This window comes from Paenibacillus sp. LjRoot153, assembly GCF_964253085.1.
Lineage (GTDB): Bacteria > Bacillota > Bacilli > Paenibacillales > NBRC-103111 > Paenibacillus_E.
Genome location: NZ_CAXUQH020000001.1, coordinates 2,787,922 through 2,812,101, shown reverse-complemented (window position 1 = coordinate 2,812,101; position 24,180 = coordinate 2,787,922). Strand labels below are relative to the sequence as shown.

Genomic DNA, 24,180 nt, shown 5'->3' with positions numbered 1-24,180 from the left:
CGACTTAATGAAAGTTGCCGAATTGACTCCTATACTCTGTTGGTCCTAACCCAGCATATTTTTTGAATAGTTTTGTAAAATAAGAGAAATTCGTATACCCCAACGATGAAGCAATGGAGCTTATAGGAACGTTCGTTTGAGACAATAAATCTTTAGCAAGCTTGATTTTTTCCAGCAATATATAGTCGGATATGGAATAGCCCGTTTCTTTTTTGAAAATTCGCGACAAATAATCTGGATTCAAAAACACCTGATCGGCGAGCGTTTCTCGAGACAAGTCTTGATCCATGTTAAGCGCAATATAAGCTAAGACGGTTTGGACGATTTTATCAGTCTCTTTCACCACTTCTGCTTGGTTCATCGCCTTGCTCACGATATGATGGACCCAAGCTAGCATATCCGTTATTGATCGCACGGCCGTCTCCGAAATGCGCCTCGATTGTTCATCTCCGAATAATTGATTGGCTTCAATACCTTTCAAATTCAGAAATGAGAACACCACCTGCATAAAATTCTGATTGAATTGATGCAAAATTTCGGCATCCATTCCTTGGTTTCGTACTAGATTGTCCAAGATCGCTTCTACTTCGTGTACGACGGCTTCCCTGGTGCCTGACTTCAAAAGAGATGCAACTACACTCATTGCAGGCAGCTTAATCGGCTGATTCACGCCCCCGCTATCTTGATGATGGAATACTTGGTTGACAAATGCAACATTGTTGCGATCCCGAATCCGTAACTCAGCAACCATATCTGCCATCTCACGGCTTTCGACAGAACGTCCGAAATAACAGCTCATGTCACAGTAGAAATAACCGTTGCATGAAGCAATATATTGACGGCACGCCTCTGTGAGATGACCATAATCCCATTCTGTTCCCCGGTTGGTAACCAAGATAATCATAAGCATTCCCCGCTCCAATTGAAAGCAAATACCATTGGAACGGTTACTAATGAGGATTTCTTCAGCCGTGTTTTTAAGCGCATACTCGAGAATTTTCTCATCTCTTCGGTTCAACCCTTTGTTCCATCTTTGGACAGAAATAAGAATAGGGAGGAAGATAGATTCGTCCGTAATAGGGATATGATGACGCTCTACCTGCTCAATGATCGCGGCTGGCAGACTCGGAGTCGAATGGTTGATGAGATCTAGCCAGAACCGTTCGATGATAAAGGAATGATGCTTCAACCATAATTGATGAGACTTGCTATTACGGTTAATTTCACTGTTCCGGTCAATGTGGAGCTGCGCTTTACGGATAGCGTTCTCCAAATCGGTCGCAAGCACAGGCTTCAATAAATAATCGAGACTCCCTAGCTGTAACGCCTCCTTGGCATATTTAAAATCCGCATGGCTTGTCAAGAAGATCGTCGCCGTGTTCGGATGATTCTCCTTGACCCAAGTCAGGAGTTCCAAGCCGTTGCCTTGCGGCATTTCAATATCGCACAGCAGAATATCAATGGTTTCCTTTTCAAATATGTCTTTGGCCTGCCTGATATTGAAAGCAGTAAACAATGCCGTTATTCCCAGTTTGTTCATATCAAGATCAGACTTCACGCCCTCAATGGCATGGACTTCATCATCAACTAGGAGCAACTGATAATTCATCTCTTTTCCTCCATTCCTGGATTTATTGGAACAATAATTTCCACTACCGCTCCGCCACTTTCCTTAACGTTTGCATACTGTATAGAGACAGTTTCACCATACAGTAGTTTCAATCTTCGCTCCACATTCCAGATTCCGGTATGCTCACCACGTTCATTCTCGATGCTTCTACCCGCTTGCAGTTCTTCCAGCACCTGATCATTAAAACCAAATCCCGTATCTTTGATACTTATTTTGATTTTGGAGTCGTCTTCCTCATCCATGAATTCAATTTGAACAGAAATGTTGATGGGCTCGTCCATTGTGACCGCATGTTTGATCGAATTCTCGACGAACGATTGTATAACGAGCGGAGGAATAGGTACATCCGATAGGTAAACCGGAACATCGATGTTCCACGTCAGTTGGCTTGGGAACCGCAAGCTCTGTATCCGCAAATAATTCTTAGTATGTTCAATCTCCTCCTTCAGTTGTACAAAGGACGTATTGCTGCGAAACATAAAGCGGAAATAATGAATCAATGACATCGACATTTCCAAAATCAGTTCATAGTTCTTGACCTTGGCGAGATTATATACGATATTGAGCGTGTTCAGGAAAAAATGGGGATTAACTTGCAGCTGCAGCCGCTGCAATTCCTCCTTTTGCTTATTCAGTTGTTCTTCGTAAACGTTGGTGCGGAGCCTTTCGACCTCCGTCATCATGGCGTTAAACGCGCCACCGATTAGTTGGAATTCCCCGGAAGTGTTGCTAAGCTCAACCCTACTGCTCCAATCTCCTTCGCGGACCTTCTTCATGGTGCGCAGAACCCGATATAATGGAACTAAGATAGACATTCTCATCGAATAGAGGCCTAGTGGAATTAATAAGAAACCCGCAATCGTGATCAACCATACGATCCACTGGAGATATGGAAGCTTTGCAAGAATATATTGATCAGGAATTAAAGCAACCAGACTAAAGTTCCCTTTATTAGAAGGGGCGCCTACGACCAGAAATTTTTTAGTTGTACCTGAAATATAATAATTCAGAAGGTTCTTCTGCAAATCGACGTTATATTCGCTTACTAGATCTGTTTTTGTTAACGGTTTACCCTGCACATCGACTAGTAAAACCTCTCCTCCCTCCCCGATCTGAAGAGTTTCAAGCGGCTCTAATAATAAATCTGTTTGAATCCAACCTCCAAGATAAGCATCACCAGAATGAACAATATCAATCAGATAATCATTCATTCCAATTCGGACATGTTGCCATCTTTTTGCAGAGATTCCCTGCGGAAATTGCCCGGAATGAATCAAATCGATGATATATGTTGCTATTTTTTCTTTTTCCTCTAGGGTTGATTGATCAATTTTGGGAACTTCCATATACTCTTGCCTATGTTCGGTATACACAAAAAATGAGCTTAAAGAATTGTACAATGAACTATCCCTATTCAGCTTGTTGTATAGATAAATCTTTGCACTGTAGTAATCCGTATCCGTTGCCGCCTGACTAAGAGATAACAAATCATTGCCGTTGGCTACTGTACTCATATATGAATCTATATCATTAAGGCTTACATCCGTTTGGTTCATATAGAGCTTCAGCATATTCTTGTAAGAATCAGCAACCTGACCGCGAACGACATTGATAGCATAATAATTGTTATATAAAAGCATCCCAACCAGCGGCAACGTCATGAAAAGAACACTAGCGATTAACTTGTATCGCAATGAGGTTCGCCGCCAGTGCCATTTATGTGAATTCATGCCATCTGGTCTCCTATTAATTGAATTTTAATTCTAGTTGTATCATACTCTGTCAGAAAGTGCTAACGCCACAACCATAATAAGACAGTTGTGGCGTTAAACATATAGAAGACTATTGGTTATCCTTTCACAGCGCCGATCATAATTCCTTTTATAAAGTATTTTTGGAAGAACGGGTACGCCACAAGAATAGGCAGAACACCAATCACGGCAATGGCCATTTTTACCGAATCCGTAGGCATTTGTTGCATAGCATCATTCGCTTCACTCCCCATATTAGAAGTGAGATATTGAATATCCTGCATAATTCGATTCAGTAAATTCTGAATACTGAAGAGTTTCGGGTCCGTAATATAGACCATCCCAAGCTGCCAATCATTCCAGTACATGATACATTCAAACAATCCGATCGTCGCTAGAATAGGCGCCGACAAAGGAATCACAATTGACCATAGGGTTCTATACTCCCCGGCTCCGTCAATTTGTGCAGATTCAATCAAAGCACTTGGTATTGTGGTTTGAAAGAATGTCCGCATCATCATGACATAAAATCCATTCATCAGGAGCCCAGGCACAATTAATGCCCAGATCGTATTCTTGATGTGAAAGAGCTGTGTGAACACCAAGTAGGAAGGAACTAGTCCTCCATGAAACAACATGGTGAAAAAGACGATGAACATAATTAAATTACGGTGTGGAGTTACAATTCTAGACAATGGATAAGCCAGAAGCGCTGTCATGGCTACTCCAGTTGCTGTACCGACGACGGTAACGAAGACCGTTACGCCATATGCACGGGCGATGTCCCCTCCCCTTTGATACAGATATTCATACGCTGTCGTACTGAATTTATGTGGGAAGAACGAGTAGCCGTTGGCGATAATCTCACTCTGATCCGTAAACGATGCCGAGATGAGCAGCACGAACGGGACAATACTTACGATGGCGAACAACAACATCATAATATGGCTGAACCACGTTAACCCTCTGCTTTCATTTTTCAAGTTGATATCCCCCTTAGAACAATGCGTTGTCTTTGCTGATTCGTCGTACAGTGTAGTTCGCTAGTAAGACAAGCAGGAACCCAACGACAGATTGATAAACACCTGCTGCAGTAGACATACCAAGATCCCCGCTGCCCATCAAACCTTTAAATACATAAGTATCAATCGTAGCCGTTGTGTTAAATAGTGCTCCAGCGTTCATTGGAACTTGATAGAATAGGCCAAAGTCTGAATAGAAAATGCGTCCAACGCTGAGCAGTGTCAGCATGGTAATGACCGGAGTTAGAAGCGGAAGGGTAATGTGGCGAATCTGTTGCAATCTACTAGCGCCATCAAGTCTCGCCGCTTCATAATATTCTTCGTCAATGCCAAGCAATGCCGCGAAGAACACAATACTGGAGTAACCCACACTTTTCCAGAAATGAACCACTGTCAATATCCAAGGCCAATACTTATCTTCGCTATACCAGGAGATGCCATCTTTTATGCCAAACCAAGGGAGTACCGTATGATTGATGAAGCCTGTGTCTGCACTCAGAAAGGCATATACTAAGTAACTTACGATAACCATAGAAATCAGATGTGGCAGCGTGATAATACTTTGGTAAAATTTTACTAGCATCTTATTTTTAATTTCGTTTAGCAAGACTGCACAGATAAATGCCAAAAGCGTTCCTAGAAATATGAATAATAGATTATAAAGTATCGTATTTCGAGTAATGATATAAGCATCGCTAGTTTTGAATAGGTATTCGAAATTCTTAAGCCCAACCCAATCACTATTAAGAAAGCCTTTCGCGAAATTGACTTTTTTGAAAGCAATCGCGATACCGAGCATCGGGAGATAATTATTAAAAAACAGATAAATCAGTCCCGGTGCCATCATGATTAAGAGCGGCGAATATTTACGATACTTATTTTCTTTTTTCCTTACTTTTAGCCCCGCTTGTGTTGCAGTCGCCGTTAGGGTTTTGTCCATTTCAATTCACTTCCTTTTGTAAGATTCTACTGTTCTTACTTCCATCATAATGGATATGCCTGTGACCAACTAACAGTATAACGACTTTTTCAATAACGTTTTGACGACTTTTCATTGAGATAAAAGGGCTGATCGGGCATGCACCCGATCAGCCCTTTCTAGTACCTTCTAAACAAACCCCAACTCAGATCGCATTCTTTTTCGCAAGACTCCCCAGATGAAGGCCGCTAGGTTTTATCGTTCGCTCTTGTGTTGTACGCTCTACTGCAATTAGCCCGAAACGTCTGGAGAACCCGAGCTGCCATTCGAAATTATCCATTAACGACCAGTGCATATAGCCCTTAACTGGAATACCTTCCGCAATGCAGTCGTGCACGCCTTGTAAAGCTCGATCGATGTAGGCAACACGGCGAGTATCATCATCCGTCGCTATCCCATTCTCCGTGATGATAATTGGAATTTCTAGACTTTTCCAAACGTAGCGAACAACAGCCTCAAGTCCCTCTGGGTAATATTCGTTCCCCATCTGCGTCTTCTCAGCACCTTCTGGAACGGGAAGAATGCCATCGGCTCCATAAACCGCACGGGTATAATTTTGCAACCCGAAGAAATCATCGTTTTGCAAATAGGGAAGAAATTGAAGGAATTCTTCCTGCAAGGCTTGGGCCGCTTGCGCCTCTCCGCCAGCAACGCTCTGGTAGTCATAAAGCGACAGCGTTATCCCAACTTTAGTTTGGGGACAAGCTTGTCGGATCGCAGTTCTCGCTTCCATATGTGCTTTAAAAATGATTTGCAGTCCATTCTCCGAGCGAGGAGCCAGAAACGCTTGAACCCCTAAAGCAGGAGAACCGAACGCTTTGCTCAATTTGTCATAGTGCTTTTGCATTTGAGCCATTCGATCTGTATTCATACCGACCTGTGCACCTGGAGCAGCTGCTTGTGCTTGATGACGCTTCATAATTTTCTTGATTCCAAGAGAGATATTCGCTTCATTGATTGTACAGACATAAGGAATCAGGTCACCGAGTTCACGTATGACATGAGCGCAATAGCGAGCAAATCGGGCAGGCGTACCAGCAGACTCCCAACCGCCTTCTCGAATGAGCCATTGCGGGGAACTGAAATGATGCATAGTCACGATAGGTGTGATGTTCCATTGTCTGCACGTGAGCAGTACATTGCGGTAATGCTCAATCTCAACCGCATCGAAATGACCTTCTTCCGGTTCGATGCGCGCCCATTCGATGGAGAAACGATAACCATTGAGCCCCATTTTGGCCATTTGCGCAATATCTTCCTTATAGAGACGATAATGATCGACGGCGCTGCCCGAAGGCTCCTTGAACATTGAGCCCTCCACGTTCTCCATCAACCAGAAATCGGACTTCGTATTATTGCCTTCCACCTGATGAGCTGCTGTTGACGCCCCCCATAAAAATCCTTCTGGAAACTGTTTTGTCATCCCTAGTCCTCCTTAAACGCGATTATTAAGCTTTACCATCACATTTTATTGTTGTTTTTTATTCTAATAAATCTGCGATATTTAGTGTGATACCATCATAAGAGGCATATCCGTAACTTTTGGGCTTACCATCTACGTCTGTATCAAATAACAGCTTAACCGGCGTTGGACCAAAAACGGCTGAAAATGTCGCCCGTAGCTTCATGTCACCCTGCTTAGATCCGGTCAATTGAAGGTTAGCTTCATAACGGTTTTCCTCACTAAAACTAAAATAGGTCTTCTCGTATCCGTTATAGAAATTAACGCCGTCATCACTAAAGTTTACATACTGTGATTCATTTGTTCCTGAGTTACCGGAGGAATTCCTGGTAAAGATGATGTGACCGGTGTTTTTCCCCGCGATTTTCCCTTCTACATTCGGTTTCGCTGCATCTAATACGCTTAAGTCTTTTATCCCATATGGGATATTATCTGTAGTTGTTACAATGGGCACAGGTGCCTGAGGCTCATAATCAAGCAGCTTCACTGTCTGTAGCCGCATCTGTGAACCACCGCTGCCTCTAAGCATTTCCGGCCACATGGCACGCTTGCCATCCGGATGCCAGGACATCGGTGAGCAATACACCCAATTTTCATCCGTAGTAAGCTGTATGCCTTTATAGCCCGGTTCGTTCATGGAACGATCAATGTCGATCAACGCAGGACCAATGTTGCCTTCCCTGAAGCTGCGTACTCCTGCTATCGCATACATATACAGTGACCACATCATACCTGCCATGGTATTAAGACCATTTGGCCGAGGCATGAGTCCGAAAATAGCCGGATCCGTCTTTTGCGAAAACCTGGAGCTCATGACCATTCCTAAGCGTTCATCCGGGGAGAAGATGGTGGTTTCATCATAGCCAGGTGTATGTGTGATTTGCGTAAGCTTTTCAGTCGTCAAATCCTGCACAATCGAATCGGTTGTACTATTCAATTTTCCAGCCACAGTAGATATGGCATTACCACCCTGAACAAACTGCTTCACTTCCCCTCCACGCAGAGGATTCGGAATAATAAAGCCCGGATTATTCGGGTCATTTTCAAAACCTGAAATTGTACTTATTAGCTGCACATTTTCCAGCACATAGGTGTCCGTTTTACGTGTCAGAACACCAATAGCTGCAGCACCGCTACTGGCGCCGAGTATCGTCCAGCTCATATGCTTATTGTCAGGTGCTATGATGATTTCGGACCAATGATGGGATATGCTTGGATTGTCAACGAGGCTCGATGGATATTCAATTGGAATTAGTCTTGCATCGGTACAGGTATCAATATTAGGTGAGCACTCCAGCACATAATCTCCCAACAAAACACGGTTATTATCCTGAAACGGCATATACCGAATACCGTTTGCCTTTGGCAATTTCGGTATTACGCCAGAGAAGATCACCCGTAAATCCGTTCCATCATCGTTTAGCACCGCCAAATTATAAAAATCGGTCGTATGGAGATCCTTCTCCGTCTTATACGAAATCAGTACTTTCCCTGCGTACGTGTAGGTCCCACAATCTAGTTTGACATCATCTGGCAATGTGACACTGCTTACATCTACTCTTCCAATTCCATCTTTCAGCATGGTCTAACCTCCCAAGTATACAAATGTAATCCTCCACAAGAGCCAATTCTTATAGATATTGCTTTACAACATGAAGATCATCAGCAAGGCTTTTGAATTTATCTTCGGATGCACCGATATTCTCTACCATGGCATACCGCACATGCCCCTTTTCTTGTATCCATTTAAAAGTCTCAACCAAGTCATAGCTTCCTTTTCCTAAGTCAGCATAATCCTCCGGAGTTGCATAATCCCGGTAGATCATGAAGCTGTCGAATGGCTTGTTGCCATCCTGCCTCAGTGCATCAAATAGGTTTATCGGAAATTTAGGCGTATGGCTAATGTCCTTGAGATGAACGATGTCGCACCGATTGCCCAGTTTGGCGAGAACATCAATCGGTTGAAGACCTGCCCGCACGACCCAGCCCAGATCCAACTCAAATCGAACATAGTCAGGATCGGTATTGTCGATCAGATAGTCATATAAGGTCTGATCACCATCTCGCTTGAATTCATGTGCATGGTTATGGTGATAGAACGTGAACCCATTCTCTCGCATACGCCGTCCAACACGATTCATCTGATCCGCAGTCCTGAGCGCATCCTCCCGATTCAACATCCAAACGGATGGAATCACGATTTTATGGCAGTTCAGTTGTTCATAATAGGAACAAACAGAATCCCAATCATGAGACTCAAGCGGCAAATCCGATCTTGATACTTCTTGTGTCGAAATGACGGACAAGTCGAATTGCGCCAGTTTTTCTTTAACTAATTCTACAGGCAGCTCATCTATATAACGTGTGTATGATTTGATGTTATAACCGACCAGTTCAATATTCTTGTAACCAGCCTCCGCTACTCGTTCTAGCGTCCCAAAATAATCTTTACTAAGCTCCTGTTGCACGGAAGAAACATTCACTCCTGTTTCTATGGCCATTGCATTCACTCCTAGGATTTATTTGCTCAATCGGATTTTTGACGTGGATCCGTGTGTATCTTGCGCATGGAAGTGCAGCTTTACGGTTGGAGTTACGTGTACAACCTCGATTCGAGGGTCAGCTTCAATGACAGTACGCGCTGCCATATCAATCTCCAGCTCGATGATTCCGCCATTCTCATGGGTTGGATCGCTTATGGCGACTTCCACCACTTCGTCAGTAGTCATCACCATGACAGAAGCTTTCCCAGTGCAGGTAACGAACATGGCCGAAGCTTTCTTTTCCGTCCAGAAGTTTACACCGAGTATGCCGAGTCCTGTGTGATAGACAGCATGCGCAGCGGATGTTTGCTGAATAATTTCCACTTGCGGTTGGTTCGCGTAGCCTTCCGTCTCCGTTGCGCTTTTTCCTGGGAGGATAACATAGGCGTAACTTTCGTTTTGCGGCGAAACGCCATGGTCGAACCAAACCGTCAAGTAGTTGCGAGATATTACCGTGTTGGGACCCGTGCCGACATCGCTCCAACGTCCCGTTCTCGTCTCACGCTTTCCTTGCAAATCCACAGCTTGCGGGAAATAATACCCGATATCCGTTCCGGGGGCATCCCCCTCCATATGCATCCATTTGGTATTAGGCATCACCGATGCCCAACCTGGCTGATCGGGCATCTGATCACCGTTCACCTTGAACCTATTCGTACCTCCCATGTTCAACTTACGATTTTCTACAATCGTTTCCACTTGAAACGGCCCCGCAAATTGAATGTCAGAGCCTAGTGCAACTAGTTCATTCTCGAACAAAAACCACGACTTGCGGGCGCGCATTGGCTCCTGCGTTACTTCCGACTTATAATCTTCCAGCACCATGCCAGCTGAGCCATAAAGGCCTCGAAGCTCCGTCCCACCTGCCCAGCTCTCACTGCTGCGGTACAAGTTTCCAAAAGCGTTCTCTCTCGGCTGATTCGTCACCGTTATACCAGCCAGACGATACGGATCAACCGTAGGCCAATAGCCATCCGAATAATGTCCCAAATCACTGTTATAGAGAGAGGTTATCCCGTGTCCAGCATACCAGCCTTTCAAATTCTCACCGTTAATGGATTCGTGAGTTGCAATACGCTTAGATGACAACCCGATACCAAAAGCGAATTCAGGCCTTTGAAGGACCGCTCTGGCCATATTGGCGAACATTTTGTACTTGGAAGCTGGCGCCTGAGCGATGATCCTGTCATCCTGTAGCAATTCAGCCGAGAGCCTTCGCAAATACAACGAAGTATGTGCCATGAAAGGCTTCGCCTTGTCTTCCTGAATCCAATATTTCACCATTTGCTTGATGTTGTTGGCATGCGGTTGCGGCGCAAAGTTGGACAACTCGAGCATCGCCCCTATCGCACTATGTCCCGATTCATGATTTTGCACATCATGTCTTGAAACTTCTCGGCCGCTGACCATGTCCATTAAAGAACCGCGGAAAATCAACGGCTCGAACGATTGATACACCCAGTCATAAATCCTGTCCCTATTCTTGACTTCGAATGATGTGCCTTCCAAGACATGCAGTAGAGGAACCAAGCTGGATATCAAGGATTTCCCATATCCTCCGGTATACGGATATCCGTGTTGTGTGAACGACCCATCTGCAAAAAAGCCTCCTTCGCCTCCAGTCACATACTCAAAGAGGGTACTTAACGCATCGCAAACACTTGCCAGCTTCTCAGAATCCTCTAGAAGCAGTGATCGCAAGGCAATGACCTTGCAAATCCACACTCTATTTGCGCCAGTGGATGTCATGGTTGGATATTGAGAAACAGAGTTTAGAAACGTCTTGGGATCCGGTGTAAACGTGTCAATAGGGGCCAAATAAGCTTCAATCTGGCTTCTGGATAGGTACGGTGACATGAGCAATAGGGTCTCCGTTAAGGCCATAGGCGCTCCGATCTCCCAGTCCCACCAATTGCCATTCGTTTCAGCTTGAGCGTTGAAATGGTTGGTAAGCATCCAATCAAGCGCTTCCACAATGTCTGCTTTTAACGGCTCGCTGCCTTCTAATTCAGAGCCCACAGTGTTCAATGCGATCGCCATGTGGCGCAGCCTGACATAATTTCTGGTTAACATAGAAGTCCCCACAACGGTAGTCAGGTTTGTCCATAAACTATTACGTTTCACTCCCTTTTCCATCTGTTCCCAAAAGCTCCGAGCCTCTGCCGTCAAATCTTGAAACTCTCCTTCTTCCCCTATACCTATATCTTTGAACTGACGTTCGTTAAAAGAGATTCTCCATGTGTCTCGCATTTGTTGCATTTGTTGCATTTCTTGTATTTCTTGAATTTCTCTCAATTTCGATCATCCTTCCTTCTATTCGTCTTACCAATAAAGGTTCCAGTCCTTTGTGACTCTAGTCAAGGCTTCCAAATAGAAATAATCTCCCCATAAATTCGCTTCATCCACGCCATGGTTATATTTTTTAAAATAAACGCCATGCAACAAAAGTGCATTCGAGGCTTCATCCTGATGTATCGAATAATGTTCATACAAAGATTTAACGATATTCAAGGCAGCATTAGTGTAATACTGCTTTTCCTCTTCATCAGCCAGATGTTTAATAAGCTCCAACAAGCCACATACAGCAATAGCAGAAGATGAACTATCTCTTGGTTCTCCGCTGCCGTCTGTAAAATCAAGATCCCAATACACCACTAAATCCTCAGGACTTCTATTCAAGAAGTAATTGGCAAGAGTTTTGCTCATTTCTAGGAAACGCGTATCCTTTGTATACAAATAACTAAGCATAAATCCGTATATTCCCCAGGCTTGCCCTCGCGCCCAGCAGGAATCATCAGAATGTCCTTGCAGCGTTGTCCCTTTAAGAGGTTCTCCAGTAAAGACGTCATAGAAAAACGTATGATAGGTCGTACCATCGGGTCTAACGATATGACTTAAGGCATTTTGTGCATGTTTATAGGCTGCCGCCTTGTAGACCGGATCTCCTGTAACCTCGCTAGCCCAATACAACAGAGGGAGATTCATCAAGCAATCAATGATCATGCGTCCTCTTTCATTCGGATCATCCATATTTCCCCAAGCCTGAAGGATTCCTGCCGCTTCCACGTAACGGTTCATCAGTAACTTCGCAGCGCTTAAGGCTGCTGATTTAGCCGCTTCATTTCCCGTTAATTTATAAGCTGCTACACAGGACAAGCTGTATAAAAAACCTAGATCATGCGTATTGCAATCGATCTCATTTTCGGCTCTTTCTTTAAAGCTGTTTACCTGCGTTTCAACCGCTTGCAAATATCTCGTATCTCCTGTTTGCTCGTAAACGAGAGATAAAATTCCTGTCCAGAAACCAGTTGTCCATCCGACATTGGCCCCTGGTATTTTTTCCGGATTGGCAGCACGCGAATCTCCATGAATATTGAAAGCATACGAATTCCCAATAGTTGAGCTGGCAGGAAATTTGTCTGTAAACGATTCCAAGTTTCCTTCTACTTTCTGAATGGCAGCCGTAATAGCGTTGTGAAATATCGTTGGATGAATATCAGCTTTGCTTTTAAAAAACTCCTTTTGCATTCCTTCATTAAGGACACTACTGTTCAAACTCATTTAGGATACCCTCCAATTTGGACTTTGAGATTTCTCATTTTCCGAGAATGCTTCTTATCTCCATCTTAAGGTAATCCATCAGGGTCAACTAACATTTTGACGACTATTTCAATGGAACTTTAACGACTTCTTTCGGTGAAATAACAGTAATTGTACTGCACGTATAAAAAGCCGGACCCTGAATGGGTCCGACTTCAATAATCATTTGATAGAGTTTTCACTTCTCTAAGCAGGCGCCGACTCAAACTGACTATAATATAAATCCGAATAGAATCCTTGCCGCTCCAGTAATTGTTCATGTGTGCCATGCTCAATTATTTTCCCTTTATCCATCACAAGAATCAAATCCGCATCCCGTATCGTAGACAATCGGTGTGCGATAACAAAGCTGGTGCGCCCTTCCATCAGCCCCTGCATCGCCTTCTGAATGTGGACTTCCGTACGGGTATCTACACTGCTAGTCGCTTCGTCAAGAAGCAGAATAACCGGATCAGCTAAGATCGCTCTTGCAATGGTTAATAGCTGTTTCTGCCCTTGGGATAAGCTGTCGCCGCCTTCGTGGATCATCGCATCGTAGCCTTCCGGCATGTTGCGAATAAACGCGTCAGCATTCGCGAAGCGTGCTGCTTCTTCGATCTCTTCCTCCGTTGCACCCGGTTTGCCGAAAGCAATATTTTCTTTGATCGATCCGGTAAACAACCATGTATCTTGGAGCACCATACCGAATAGTCCTCTTAAACCACCGCGAGACATCTTCGTGATATCGTTGCCATCAATGGTGATCCGCCCATCTCCCACTTCGTAAAATCTCATTAACAGATTGACGAGTGTCGACTTACCTGCGCCAGTTGGGCCAACAATGGCAACCGTCTCCCCTTGTTTCACATGAATGTTCATCTCTTCAATTAGCGGAATATCGTCTTGATAGCTGAATTGAACGTGATCGAAGCTGACTTCTCCCTTAGGTTTCGAGATCACAACAGGTTCACTTAATTCAGGCGTTTCCTCGGTCTCATCCAAAATCTCAAAAATTCGCTCCGCTGATGAAAGACCCGATTGAACAATATTCGCAATGTTTGCTACTTGCATCAATGGTTGCGAGAAGCTGCGTGAATATTGAATGAATGCCTGCACATTCCCAATCGTCATCATTCCACGGATCACTAAGCTTCCGCCAAGAATACAAATAATAATGTAGCTCAAATTATTGATGATGGACATGAGCGGCATCATGATGCCGGAAATAAACTGTGCCATTTTGCCCGATTGATACAATTGTGCATTCTTTTCTTTAAATACCTCAATATTCTTGTGTTCATTCCCATAAGTTTTCACAATCGCATGTCCAGAATAGGTCTCTTCCACATGTCCATTTAACTCCCCAAGCGTCCGCTGCATCGCCATGAAATACGGCTTGGATCTGGAGGTTATCGCTTTAATCCCGAAATAACTGAGCGGAAGCGTTAACAGTATAGCTAACGTCAACCATGGACTGACGGTCAGCATCATAATGACAACGCCGATCAACATCACCGCTGATGACAAGAATTGGGATACAACTTGTTGTAGTGTATTACTGACATTATCAACGTCATTGACAGCACGACTCAGCAGCTCGCCTTGCGTTCGTGAATCGTAAAACCGAAGCGGCAGCTTGGCGAATTTCTCATTTAAATCCATCCGCATATCGTAGATCGTACGCTGGGCCACCTGCCCTGCCAGGTATTGCTGCAAGTAGCCAAACAGGGAGCTAAACAGATACAGCGCAGTAAGACTTAGCAGCATTCGAGCAATAAATGTCAAATCAATATCAACAGCTGCAGTACCTGTTATTCGATGTACAGTGCCATTAAACAGCTCGGTTACGATCGACCCTATGAACATAGGTGCCACGATTTGAAAGCTCGTTCCCAAAACGGCTGTTACCATGATCATCCACAACGAGAAGCTATAGCGTCTCAGGTACTTAAACAAACGACGGATCGTCCCTTGTACATGTTTCGGTTTCATGCCGGTTCCTCTCCACTCTCTTGCGACTGTAAGATTTCTCGGTATACATCGCTTGTTCTTATCAATTCTTGGTGAGTTCCCATGGCTGCAATCCTACCCTCATGAAGGACGATGATGCGATCCGCGTCCATAACCGTTCGAATACGCTGAGCCACGATAAGGACGATGGCGCCATCTAAATGTGACCGAAGCCCTCTTCGCAGCTTCGCATCTGTCTTGTAATCCAGCGCTGAGAAGCTATCGTCGAATACATAAATTCGAGATTTGCGGGCTAGCGCACGTGCAATGGATAAGCGTTGCTTTTGCCCACCAGATAGATTGGTCCCACCTTGGGAAATACCGAAATTGAAGGCATCCGACTTCTCCAGAATAAAAGAGGTTGCTTGCGCAACGTCAGCCGCTTGATATATCTCTTCATTACTTACCGTCGGACTTCCGTAGCGAATATTTTCGCCTATCGATCCTGAGAAGAGGAATGATCTCTGCGGGACGTAACCGATCATAGACCTCAACTGATGGAGTGGCATGTGTACCGTATCGACCCCATTAATCAAGATTTGTCCCGACTGTTGGACATATAAACGAGGCAATAGCTGTAATAGCGTGGACTTGCCCGCCCCGGTTCCCCCGATGATGGCCGTAACCTCACCCTCCTGAGCTTGGAAAGAGATTTGGCTTAACGCATTCCCCTCCGCACTAGGGTATCGATATGAAACATTTCGGAATTCCAAAGTTAATGGCTGATCTGAATTTAATAATGATGAACCACTTGCCTGAGCGTTGGCGGGCTCCGATTCTTTCGATAGCAGTTCGTTGATTCTTCCTGCCGATACGATCGCTCGAGGGAGTGAACCGAATAAGAAAGACAGTAAAACAATCGACATCAAGATCATATTGGCATACTGAATGAAAGCCATAAGTTGACCAACCTGCAAATCTCCAAAATGAATGCGGCCTGAACCAAACCAAAGGATCAGAACGGTTGAGACATTAAAAGCTAGCATAATGACAGGCATATTAAGTGACATGATGCGTTGAGAAGTTATGGTGCGATCTCTTAACGCCTCGTTCGTTTGTTGAAATCGTTCTTTATCCCATTTAATCCGGTGAAAAGCCCGAATGACCCTCACGCCCGTCAATCCTTCGCGAATGACTAGATTCATGTGGTCAATTTGCTGCTGAATCAATCGTGACACTGGGAACACTTTCCACATAATTAACGAAATACCAACGCACAGGAGTGGAATGACGACAAGTAATACAGCGGATAGTCGTACATCCTGCGATAGGGCCATAACTGTGCCGCCGACGCACATGATCGGTGCAAGGAGCATAATCCGAAGAACCATCTGCAAGACATTCTGCACCTGTGTCACATCATTCGTCGTTCGTGTAATTAAGGAGGAAGCACCAATTTCATGGTAAGAAGACAAGCCAAGACTTTGTACTTTTGTATATATCTTCTCACGCAACGTGCTTCCAAATCCTGCCGAAATCGTCGCTGCGTAATAACTTGAAATGACCGAGCATGCTGCAGCAACGAGTGCTATGATAACCATATAGCTCCCTAGTTCATAGATTTTATGCAGATCTTGGTTGACAATCCCCGTGTCTACGATGCTTGCCATCAAGGTCGGCAATATGAGTTCAGAACCCGTTTGGATAACGGTTAGCAGGACGACGAGAACAATCAATAATCGAAAAGCTCGAAGATGACGGAACAGCTTAAGCATGTAATTCCCCCTTAAATGAGAAAGAAGGGTTAAGCGAGCACTAGCGCGCTATCCCCTCCCATTTTTCTTTTCTTAGTAAGCCGTCCATCCACCGTCAGCCGCAATCACGGTCCCGTTAACAAAACGGGAATCCTCTGATGCAAGGAAAAGCGCAACGGTTGCAATCTCAATCGGATCGACCGCCTCACTCCGTTGAGTGCCAGCGCCTTCCCTGAATGTCTGCATCCCTGCCATATCAATATTGCCCATGGAACTGCCAATATTGGTACGCACGCCGCCTGGAGCAATGGCATTGCAACGAATACCGGATTTGGCATAGGTATAACCGACATTTTTGGTCAAACCTACGACGCCATGCTTGGCAGCTGTATAAGCTACGCCTCCTTTGCCACCGGTTATGCCGGCCGCAGAAGCAATATTGACAATCACGCCACCACCTTGCTTGAGCATAAAAGGAAGAGCTTTGCGGATAGCGCGCATCGGGCCTGACAAATTGATATTGAGCACACGCTCCCAGAGGTCATCTTCAATCGTTTCAATCAGTCGGAAACCGTCCATGATACCGGCATTGTTAACCAAGATGTCTACGCTTCCGAATTCATTCGCAGCTTTCTCCACCATCGCTTGAATCTCATATTCATTCATTACATTGGCTACAACACCAATCGCGATTCCACCAGCTTGATTGATGCCATCGACAACTGCAGCAATTGCTTGCTCGTTCAGATCCGCCACGACAACCTTAGCACCTTCTTGAGCATACAGTTCTGCGATCGCCCTACCTACACCGGATGCTGCTCCCGTTACAATGGCTACTTTGTTAAGCAGTTTCATTTCTAGTTCCCCCCTCTAATACGTTCCGCTTAGCGATTTCCCCGAGATGAAACGCACTCGGCTTCGGCTTCCGCTCCATGGTCGTCCGGTCTACTTCGATAAGTCCGAATGTCTTAGAGAAACCGAGCTGCCATTCAAAGTTATCCATGAGTGACCAATGCATATATCCTTTAACTGGAATGCCGTCAGCGATGCAAGCATGCACACCCTTCAAAGCACGATCAATAAACGCGATACGACGTGTATCGTCGTCTGTCCCTATGCCATTCTCAGTGATGTAGATTGGCATGTCCAGATGCTTCGTCACATAACGGATGACAGACTCTAGCCCTTCTGGGTAAAATTCGTACCCCATTTGAGTCTTCTCCGCATCTTCCGCCAAAGGCAGAAGGCCATCAGGCCCATATACGGCTCGCGTATAATTCTGCAAGCCGAAGAAATCATCGTCCTTCATATACGGAATAAATTGAAGAAATTCCTCATGCAGGGCATGCTCCGCATGCTCTTCCCCGCCAGGAACACTAAGAACATCATACAGAGAAAGAGTCAACCCAACTTGCGTATGCGGACTAATCTCACGAATGGCAGTTCTTGCCTCCATGTGCGCTTTGAAAATCATATCCATCCCTTGTTCTGTACGAAGAGCTAGGAACGTATGCACATCCGAATGTGGAATGCCGAAAGCTTGGCTCAACTGCACATTGTACTTTTCCATTTGAGTCATCTTTTCCATATTAATGCCAACTTGTGCAGCAGTTGCCCCCAACTTGTAGCGCTTAATAATTTTTGCGATCGCAATGGAGGAATTCGCTTCATTAATCGTACAAACATAAGGAATCCATTCACCCAATTCGCGCATAACATGGGCGCAATAGCGAGCAAACCGAGCCGGAGTCTCCATTGATTCCCAGCCCCCAGCGCTAATGAGCCATTGCGGTGAAGTGAAGTGATGCATCGTCACGACCGGTGTTACATTATTTTCTCTACAGACCTTAAGAACATCCCGGTAGTGATCAAGCGCTTGCTCATCGAAACGCCCTTCTTCCGGTTCAATGCGGGCCCATTCGATGGAAAATCGATACGTATTCATGCCCAATTCAGCTAATAGAGCAATATCTTCCTTGTAGAGGCGATAATGATCTACGGCGCTGCCTGAACGTTCCTTGAACGTGGATCCCTCCATATTTTCCATCAGCCAAAAATCGGAATGTGTATTGTTACCTTCTACTTGATGCGCTGCCGTCGATGCCCCCCATAAAAAACCTTCGGGAAAGTGAAGTGTCATAGCTGTCATTCCTCCTTCAATCACGTTATCGTAGCTAGTTCAACTTTATTTTATTGCAATTTAAACAAGTCAACTAACAATATTCCGACTACTTTACTAACGTTTTCACGACTTTTTGGTTTTGAATTTGGAAAAACAGAAAAGAAACCACGCAGTTTCGCGGGTTTCTTTTTCCTATTACATGCTTATTGTGTTAATTCGTTAAAGTATCTCCTTTACATGCGTGTTGCGATGACAGCTGTGCCTTCTTTACCCGGCAGCTTCACTTTCGTGCTTCCACTCGCCTTCGGAATAATGGTCTCTCACGTCATTTCCCCATATGTCCACCAGATCGATGGCATACTCAACTTCTGGACCATGGTTGCCGCTCGTATTTCTGACACACTCAAATTCTCCCTTGATTGGATCATATTCTACATCCTCACTTTTCTTGCAAAACAGAATTCACTGCTTTTTTCCAACCTGCACAATAAGCTTCCCTAACTTCTATTTCTATTGACGGTAGGTAGATATGACAGGCAGTATCCTTATGTGTTATCTCAGATAAGGAGGTCCAAAATCCGATGCCAACACCACCTATATAAACAGAACCCATTGGAGATAATTCAGCAACTTTTGATTTGACAACATTCTTGCCAAGAAGATTAGATTGGAATTGCATCAAACCAACATTCTCAGATGCACCACCATCGGCACGTAATTCTTGAAGTGTAACACCCGTTTCTTTCTCTAAAAGATTAACCGCATCATAGACCTGATAAGCTATACTCTCAAGGGCAGCTCGAATAATATGGGCTTTGGTCGTTCCTCGGTTCATCCCTGTGATAGACGCTTTAGCGTAAGAATCCCAGTAAGGAGCTCCAAGTCCAACAAATGCAGGCACTAAGTAAACGCCTTCGCTATCAGGAACTTCTTGCAACAATTCCTCCATTTCGCCAAAAGTACGGAATAATCCAAGATTATCCCGTACCCAAGACAAGCAATCGCCTGATGTGCGAATAATGGCTTCCACGGCATATGTTACTTTCCCATCTATTCCCCAAGCGATGGCACTAACTAATCCGTTCCCAGCTTGAATTGGCTTATCACCGACGTTCATTAATATCGATGTTCCTGTGCCATATGTCGCCTTAGCCATCCCGACACTGAAGCATTGATTGCCAAAGAGAGCTGCCTGCGAGTCTCCAATGACACCGGTAATCGGCACACGATTTTCGCCAAATAAAGTTGGATCCTCTGTATAACCGAATATAGCATCAGATGATTTGACCTCAGGCAATAGACTTGACGGCACCTCAAAGAGGCTGCAAAGCTCTTCATCCCATTTTAACGTATGAATATTAAATAAGGATGTACGACTTGCGTTGGTGTAATCCGTTGCATGTACATGACCGCTAGTCAACTTCCAAATCAACCAGCTATCCATTGTTCCCGCTAAAAGATGACCCGCAGCGAGTTTAGCCTGCACGCCTTCCACATGTTGAAGAATCCATTGCCATTTGGCTGCCGAAAAATATGGATCCAGCATTAAGCCAGTTTTCGAGCGCACCAACTCCTCCGAACCTGCCGACTTATAAGCAGCACATAGATCTGCCGTCCGTTGACATTGCCATACAATGGCTTGGTATACAGGAAGTCCAGTCATCCGATCCCAAATCACTGCTGTTTCTCGTTGATTCGTAATCGTTATTGCTGCAAGAGTCTCGGCACCAATCCCAGCAGATATCATGGCTTCATGAGCTGCGCGTTTTACATTGTTATAGATCTCCATGGGATCTTGTTCAACCCAACCTAGTTCAGGATAGGATGTTATATGTGAAATCGTACTGCGAGTTACGATAGTTCCCTCTCGGTTAACAACGAGAGCTTTCGTTCCCGATGTACTTTGGTCAATGGCCAACAGATATGATTTATTCATGATTCTTACTCCTGCTTACCAAGTAGTTCAAGTGCAATTTGCTTAAGATTGCTGCTGCTAATCCCATAATGCTTGAACACTTCTGCGCTTTTACCTGCAATCGCTGGTTCATCCGGGATTCCGACAATTCGCATGGGAACCGGATGGTTCTGAACAACGACTTCGGCTACAGCTGCACCTAGTCCACCAAGAATACTGTGTTCTTCGACTGTGATGATAAGTCCTGTTTCTTGTGCAGCTTGTATAATAGCTGCCTCATCCAGTGGTTTAATCGTGTGCATATTGATGACCCTACAGGAGACCCCAGACTGCTTTAGTTCTTCATGCGCATCAAGCGCTACACGAACCGTTTCTCCTGCTGCAATAATCGTGATATCTGTTCCTTCTCTCATCCTCACAGACTTACCAATGATAAATTCATAATCGTGAGAGTCATACACATCTTCCACAGCATTCCGGCCAATGCGAATATAGACTCCGCCGTTATGCTTTACCAGCGCTTCTGTCATCCGTTTGGTTTCGTGACGATCAGCTGGCAACATAACAGATAATCCTGGAATTGCCCGCGCAACTGCAATATCCTGCACAGAATGGTGAGACATTCCCAATGCGCCATAGCTGACTCCACCGCTGATACCAACCAGTTTGACATTGGTCCCCGAATAGGCCACGTCTACTTTAATCTGCTCAATGCTTCGCATACTCAAGAAACATGCTGGTGAAGTAACAAATGGTTTTTTACCACTGTGAGCCAATCCTGCAGATATCCCAACGATATTTTGCTCTGCGATGCCAACCTCAACGAATTGATCTGGATACGCTTTAGCGAAGGGTGCCATTGCTGCTGATCCCCTTGAATCACTCGCAAGCACCATAATGTCACGGTCATCTTTGGCAAGCTCGAGAAGTGTTTCACAAATCACTTGACGGTTCGGAATCGTATTCATACTAATGCACCTGCCCCTTCTGTTCATCCATCTCTAATGATGCAGTTAACTCTGCTAGCGCTCTTCCTAGCTCTAACTCGCTCGGTACATGATGATGCCAGTGGGGGACATTCTCTGCAAAGGAAACACCCTTGCCTTTCACCGTGTTCGCCATGACTAATGTAGGCTTACCAACAGTTGCTGGAACGGCCTCAAATGATTCAACCAAAGCTTGCATGTTATTGCCATCAATGGAAACGACGTTCCATCCAAATGCCGTCCATTTATCTTCAAGTGGATCCAGCCCCATTACTTCTTCCGTTGACCCACTAATTTGCAATCGATTCCGGTCAATAATGGCAATTAAATTATCCAACTTATAATGAGCGCCTGCCATTGCTGCTTCCCATACCGAGCCTTCAGCTTGCTCACCATCTCCCATGAGGCAATAAGTCCGATAGGATGCACCGTCACGTTTAGCAGCAAGAGCCATTCCGACTGCAACTGCCAATCCATGACCAAGTGCCCCTGTATTCATCTCGATTCCAGGTACCTTGTTATTCGGATGTCCGATAAGCTTCGTGCCAAATTGACTGAACGTGGTGAGCTCTTCTCTTGGGAAAAAGCCTCGATCCGCAAGTATAGACCAAAGGGATTCTACGGAATGTCCTTTGCTCAAAATAAACCGATCCCGATCTTTAGCCTTTGGATTAGCAGGATCTATATGCATAATTCGATAATAAAGCGCTGTTAAAATGTCCGTATTACTAAGTGAGCCACCGGTATGCCCTGTTTTTGCACTAGCAATCATTTGAAGTAAATCCATCCGAATTTGTGTTGCTTTGGCTTGCAGCGCTCTGATTTCCATAGTTACTTCCTCCTCTTTACAAACCTTTGCCTCGCAGCCACGCTTGAATTTCGCTTTCCGTTGGGTCTACAGGATCCGGTGTTAGACCCGGAATATAATTACATGCTTCATAAAGGGATGGAATCACGTTCGCATGAATGCCAACGGAATGATGCACATAAGGTCCTTTGACCAATTTTTCTTCCCAAAGCGGCCAATCATTCACTTCCACCCATACATAAGAACCACGTGTGTACGGACCTTGTATACCTTGAGCACGCCCGAGGAACAGTTGATAATCACCATGATCCCCATCGAATCTAGCCAGCGTCATACCGCCGCCCTTAATTTCTCCTTCATGGGTCCCAGGTGCATGATCATCAAACAAGAAATGTTTGCGCAGTTTAGGTTTCTCTTCTACGGAAAGTGATACCGGGAAGTTACCGCAGTGGAAAAGCAATTCACCATTGGCATTCTCCGGGTGGCGGACCGTCAAATCAGCGAAGAAAGTAGGTGCTTGATTCATAGCGGCAGCTTGCACCATCACCGATGTGATCGCACCATGAATATCTGTCTCGCAAGTCACAGGAATTTGTTCATCCGTCAGAATCGCATTCGCTAAGCAAGGCATAATTCCCATAGCTTCTTGTAAAGAGGACCAGCATTGAATGGCAATTGCTGTGCTTCCTGTTTGCAGCGCATATTTTTTCATCGCTACCTTGAGCGCAGCAATTCGCTTCACATCTGCTTCTGTCACTTCGGACCAATCTAGCTTGGCTTTTATGTAGTCCATGGCTTCGGCCAATTCAGAGGAATTGCCGTTTTCAACTCGTTTAGTAGCGCGCTGAATATCGACAAGTGTAATCGGATATAGCTCGATACCGAATCGTTCTAGCAACTCTCCTTCGTTACACATCATGGTCCAGAAGGAAGACGGCCGTGGACCAATTTGCAAAATGCGAAGTGCACGGAACTGACGAACGACATTAGCCGCTGAAATAAAATTCGAAAATCCTCTTTCAAATACAGGGTCGTTCACGCGTGTATTCGTTACATAGGAAAACGGCACATTAAACCGCCGTAGTACTTTACCAGTAGCAAATAAACCGCATTGTGTATCTCGAAGTCTCATGCCATCTTCAAGTGGCGCCTCATCGCGAGGTCCCCACAGAAGTACTGGTTTGCCCAATGCCTTGCCAACTCTCGCTACAGTGTCTTCTGTTCCAAAATTACAATGTGGGAAGAAAACTGCATCCACTTGTTCCTGGCGGAATCGATCGATAATGAGATCTGCATTAATGTTGTCGTCGTATAGAAGACCTTCTGAATTAATCCCCTCAAGATCAACGATGTCGATGTCGAGCCCAAAGCTTTGGATCTTCTCCTTAATCAATACTTTGTACTTAAAAGCATCCTCAGCACTAAAAACGAAACGTCTTGTAGGCGCGTAGCCAAGCTTTAATTTTTTCATATGTATACCCCCAAATTGTTTAGTAATCAGTTTAGTTGTTTTTTAAGAAAAAACTAAACTGATTTTTTATGAAATTTAGCAATTATAACTTTTAAATGACGTAAACCTAATCTAACACGGTAATTTTTACACGTCAATCACAATTTTAGTTATAATTTAGTTTATTTTTATATAAAAATTTAGTTCATCACTCATCCTGTTATTGCAT

Annotated in this window: 17 protein-coding genes; all 17 read right to left on the bottom strand. The window is 44.7% G+C overall.

Annotation, left to right across the window (positions count from 1 at the left end; genetic code table 11):
- Positions 1–4: 4 nt before the first annotated feature.
- The 17 genes from ACSQ8P_RS12040 to ACSQ8P_RS11960 all read right to left on the bottom strand — a co-directional run bounded on the left by ACSQ8P_RS12040 (position 5) and on the right by ACSQ8P_RS11960 (position 23,972).
- A complete protein-coding gene (locus ACSQ8P_RS12040) occupies positions 5–1,609 on the bottom strand; it encodes a response regulator transcription factor (protein WP_436235387.1) in 1,605 nt (534 codons plus the stop codon).
- On the bottom strand, positions 1,606–3,360 hold the full coding sequence (locus tag ACSQ8P_RS12035; protein WP_436235386.1) for a histidine kinase: 1,755 nt from the start codon (positions 3,358–3,360) through the stop codon (positions 1,606–1,608). The genes ACSQ8P_RS12040 and ACSQ8P_RS12035 overlap by 4 nt, the downstream gene beginning before the upstream one ends.
- Before the next feature lie 119 nt (positions 3,361–3,479).
- Positions 3,480–4,364 carry a carbohydrate ABC transporter permease gene (locus tag ACSQ8P_RS12030; RefSeq protein ID WP_436235385.1) on the bottom strand — a complete coding sequence of 295 codons (885 nt, stop codon included), beginning with the start codon at positions 4,362–4,364 and terminating at the stop codon, positions 3,480–3,482.
- 13 nt (positions 4,365–4,377) lie between these two features.
- On the bottom strand, positions 4,378–5,343 hold the full coding sequence (locus ACSQ8P_RS12025) for an ABC transporter permease (RefSeq protein WP_436235384.1): 966 nt from the start codon (positions 5,341–5,343) through the stop codon (positions 4,378–4,380).
- A 184-nt stretch (positions 5,344–5,527) separates the two neighbouring features.
- A complete protein-coding gene (locus ACSQ8P_RS12020; RefSeq protein WP_436235383.1) occupies positions 5,528–6,805 on the bottom strand; it encodes a glycoside hydrolase family 1 protein in 1,278 nt (425 codons plus the stop codon).
- 58 nt (positions 6,806–6,863) lie between these two features.
- A complete protein-coding gene (locus tag ACSQ8P_RS12015; protein ID WP_436235382.1) occupies positions 6,864–8,426 on the bottom strand; it encodes a hypothetical protein in 1,563 nt (520 codons plus the stop codon).
- 49 nt (positions 8,427–8,475) lie between these two features.
- Positions 8,476–9,345, bottom strand: coding sequence for a sugar phosphate isomerase/epimerase family protein (locus tag ACSQ8P_RS12010; RefSeq protein WP_436235381.1), 870 nt, complete (start codon positions 9,343–9,345; stop codon positions 8,476–8,478).
- 18 nt (positions 9,346–9,363) lie between these two features.
- A complete protein-coding gene (locus tag ACSQ8P_RS12005) occupies positions 9,364–11,655 on the bottom strand; it encodes a polysaccharide lyase 8 family protein (protein WP_436235380.1) in 2,292 nt (763 codons plus the stop codon).
- Between the two features lie 54 nt (positions 11,656–11,709).
- On the bottom strand, positions 11,710–12,948 hold the full coding sequence (locus tag ACSQ8P_RS12000; RefSeq protein WP_436235379.1) for a glycoside hydrolase family 88 protein: 1,239 nt from the start codon (positions 12,946–12,948) through the stop codon (positions 11,710–11,712).
- Positions 12,949–13,173: 225 nt separating this feature from the next.
- Positions 13,174–14,958: an ABC transporter ATP-binding protein gene (locus ACSQ8P_RS11995; protein WP_436235378.1), complete on the bottom strand. Its 1,785-nt coding sequence runs from the start codon at positions 14,956–14,958 to the stop codon at positions 13,174–13,176.
- Positions 14,955–16,691, bottom strand: a complete 1,737-nt coding sequence (locus ACSQ8P_RS11990; protein ID WP_436235377.1) for an ABC transporter ATP-binding protein — start codon at positions 16,689–16,691, stop codon at positions 14,955–14,957. The genes ACSQ8P_RS11995 and ACSQ8P_RS11990 overlap by 4 nt, the downstream gene beginning before the upstream one ends.
- 72 nt (positions 16,692–16,763) lie before the next feature.
- Positions 16,764–17,525: an SDR family oxidoreductase gene (locus ACSQ8P_RS11985; protein WP_436235376.1), complete on the bottom strand. Its 762-nt coding sequence runs from the start codon at positions 17,523–17,525 to the stop codon at positions 16,764–16,766.
- Positions 17,512–18,810: a glycoside hydrolase family 1 protein gene (locus tag ACSQ8P_RS11980; RefSeq protein WP_436235375.1), complete on the bottom strand. Its 1,299-nt coding sequence runs from the start codon at positions 18,808–18,810 to the stop codon at positions 17,512–17,514. The genes ACSQ8P_RS11985 and ACSQ8P_RS11980 overlap by 14 nt, the downstream gene beginning before the upstream one ends.
- Before the next feature lie 421 nt (positions 18,811–19,231).
- The gene (gene glpK / locus ACSQ8P_RS11975) at positions 19,232–20,728 is read right to left on the bottom strand and encodes a glycerol kinase GlpK (RefSeq protein ID WP_436235374.1); all 1,497 of its coding nucleotides are present in this window, start codon (positions 20,726–20,728) and stop codon (positions 19,232–19,234) included.
- A 5-nt stretch (positions 20,729–20,733) separates the two neighbouring features.
- A complete protein-coding gene (locus tag ACSQ8P_RS11970; RefSeq protein WP_436235373.1) occupies positions 20,734–21,675 on the bottom strand; it encodes a transketolase family protein in 942 nt (313 codons plus the stop codon).
- A 1-nt stretch (position 21,676) separates the two neighbouring features.
- A complete protein-coding gene (locus ACSQ8P_RS11965) occupies positions 21,677–22,522 on the bottom strand; it encodes a transketolase (protein ID WP_436235372.1) in 846 nt (281 codons plus the stop codon).
- 16 nt (positions 22,523–22,538) lie between these two features.
- Positions 22,539–23,972, bottom strand: a complete 1,434-nt coding sequence (locus ACSQ8P_RS11960) for an L-fucose/L-arabinose isomerase family protein (RefSeq protein ID WP_436235371.1) — start codon at positions 23,970–23,972, stop codon at positions 22,539–22,541.
- Between the last annotated feature and the right edge of the window lie 208 nt (positions 23,973–24,180).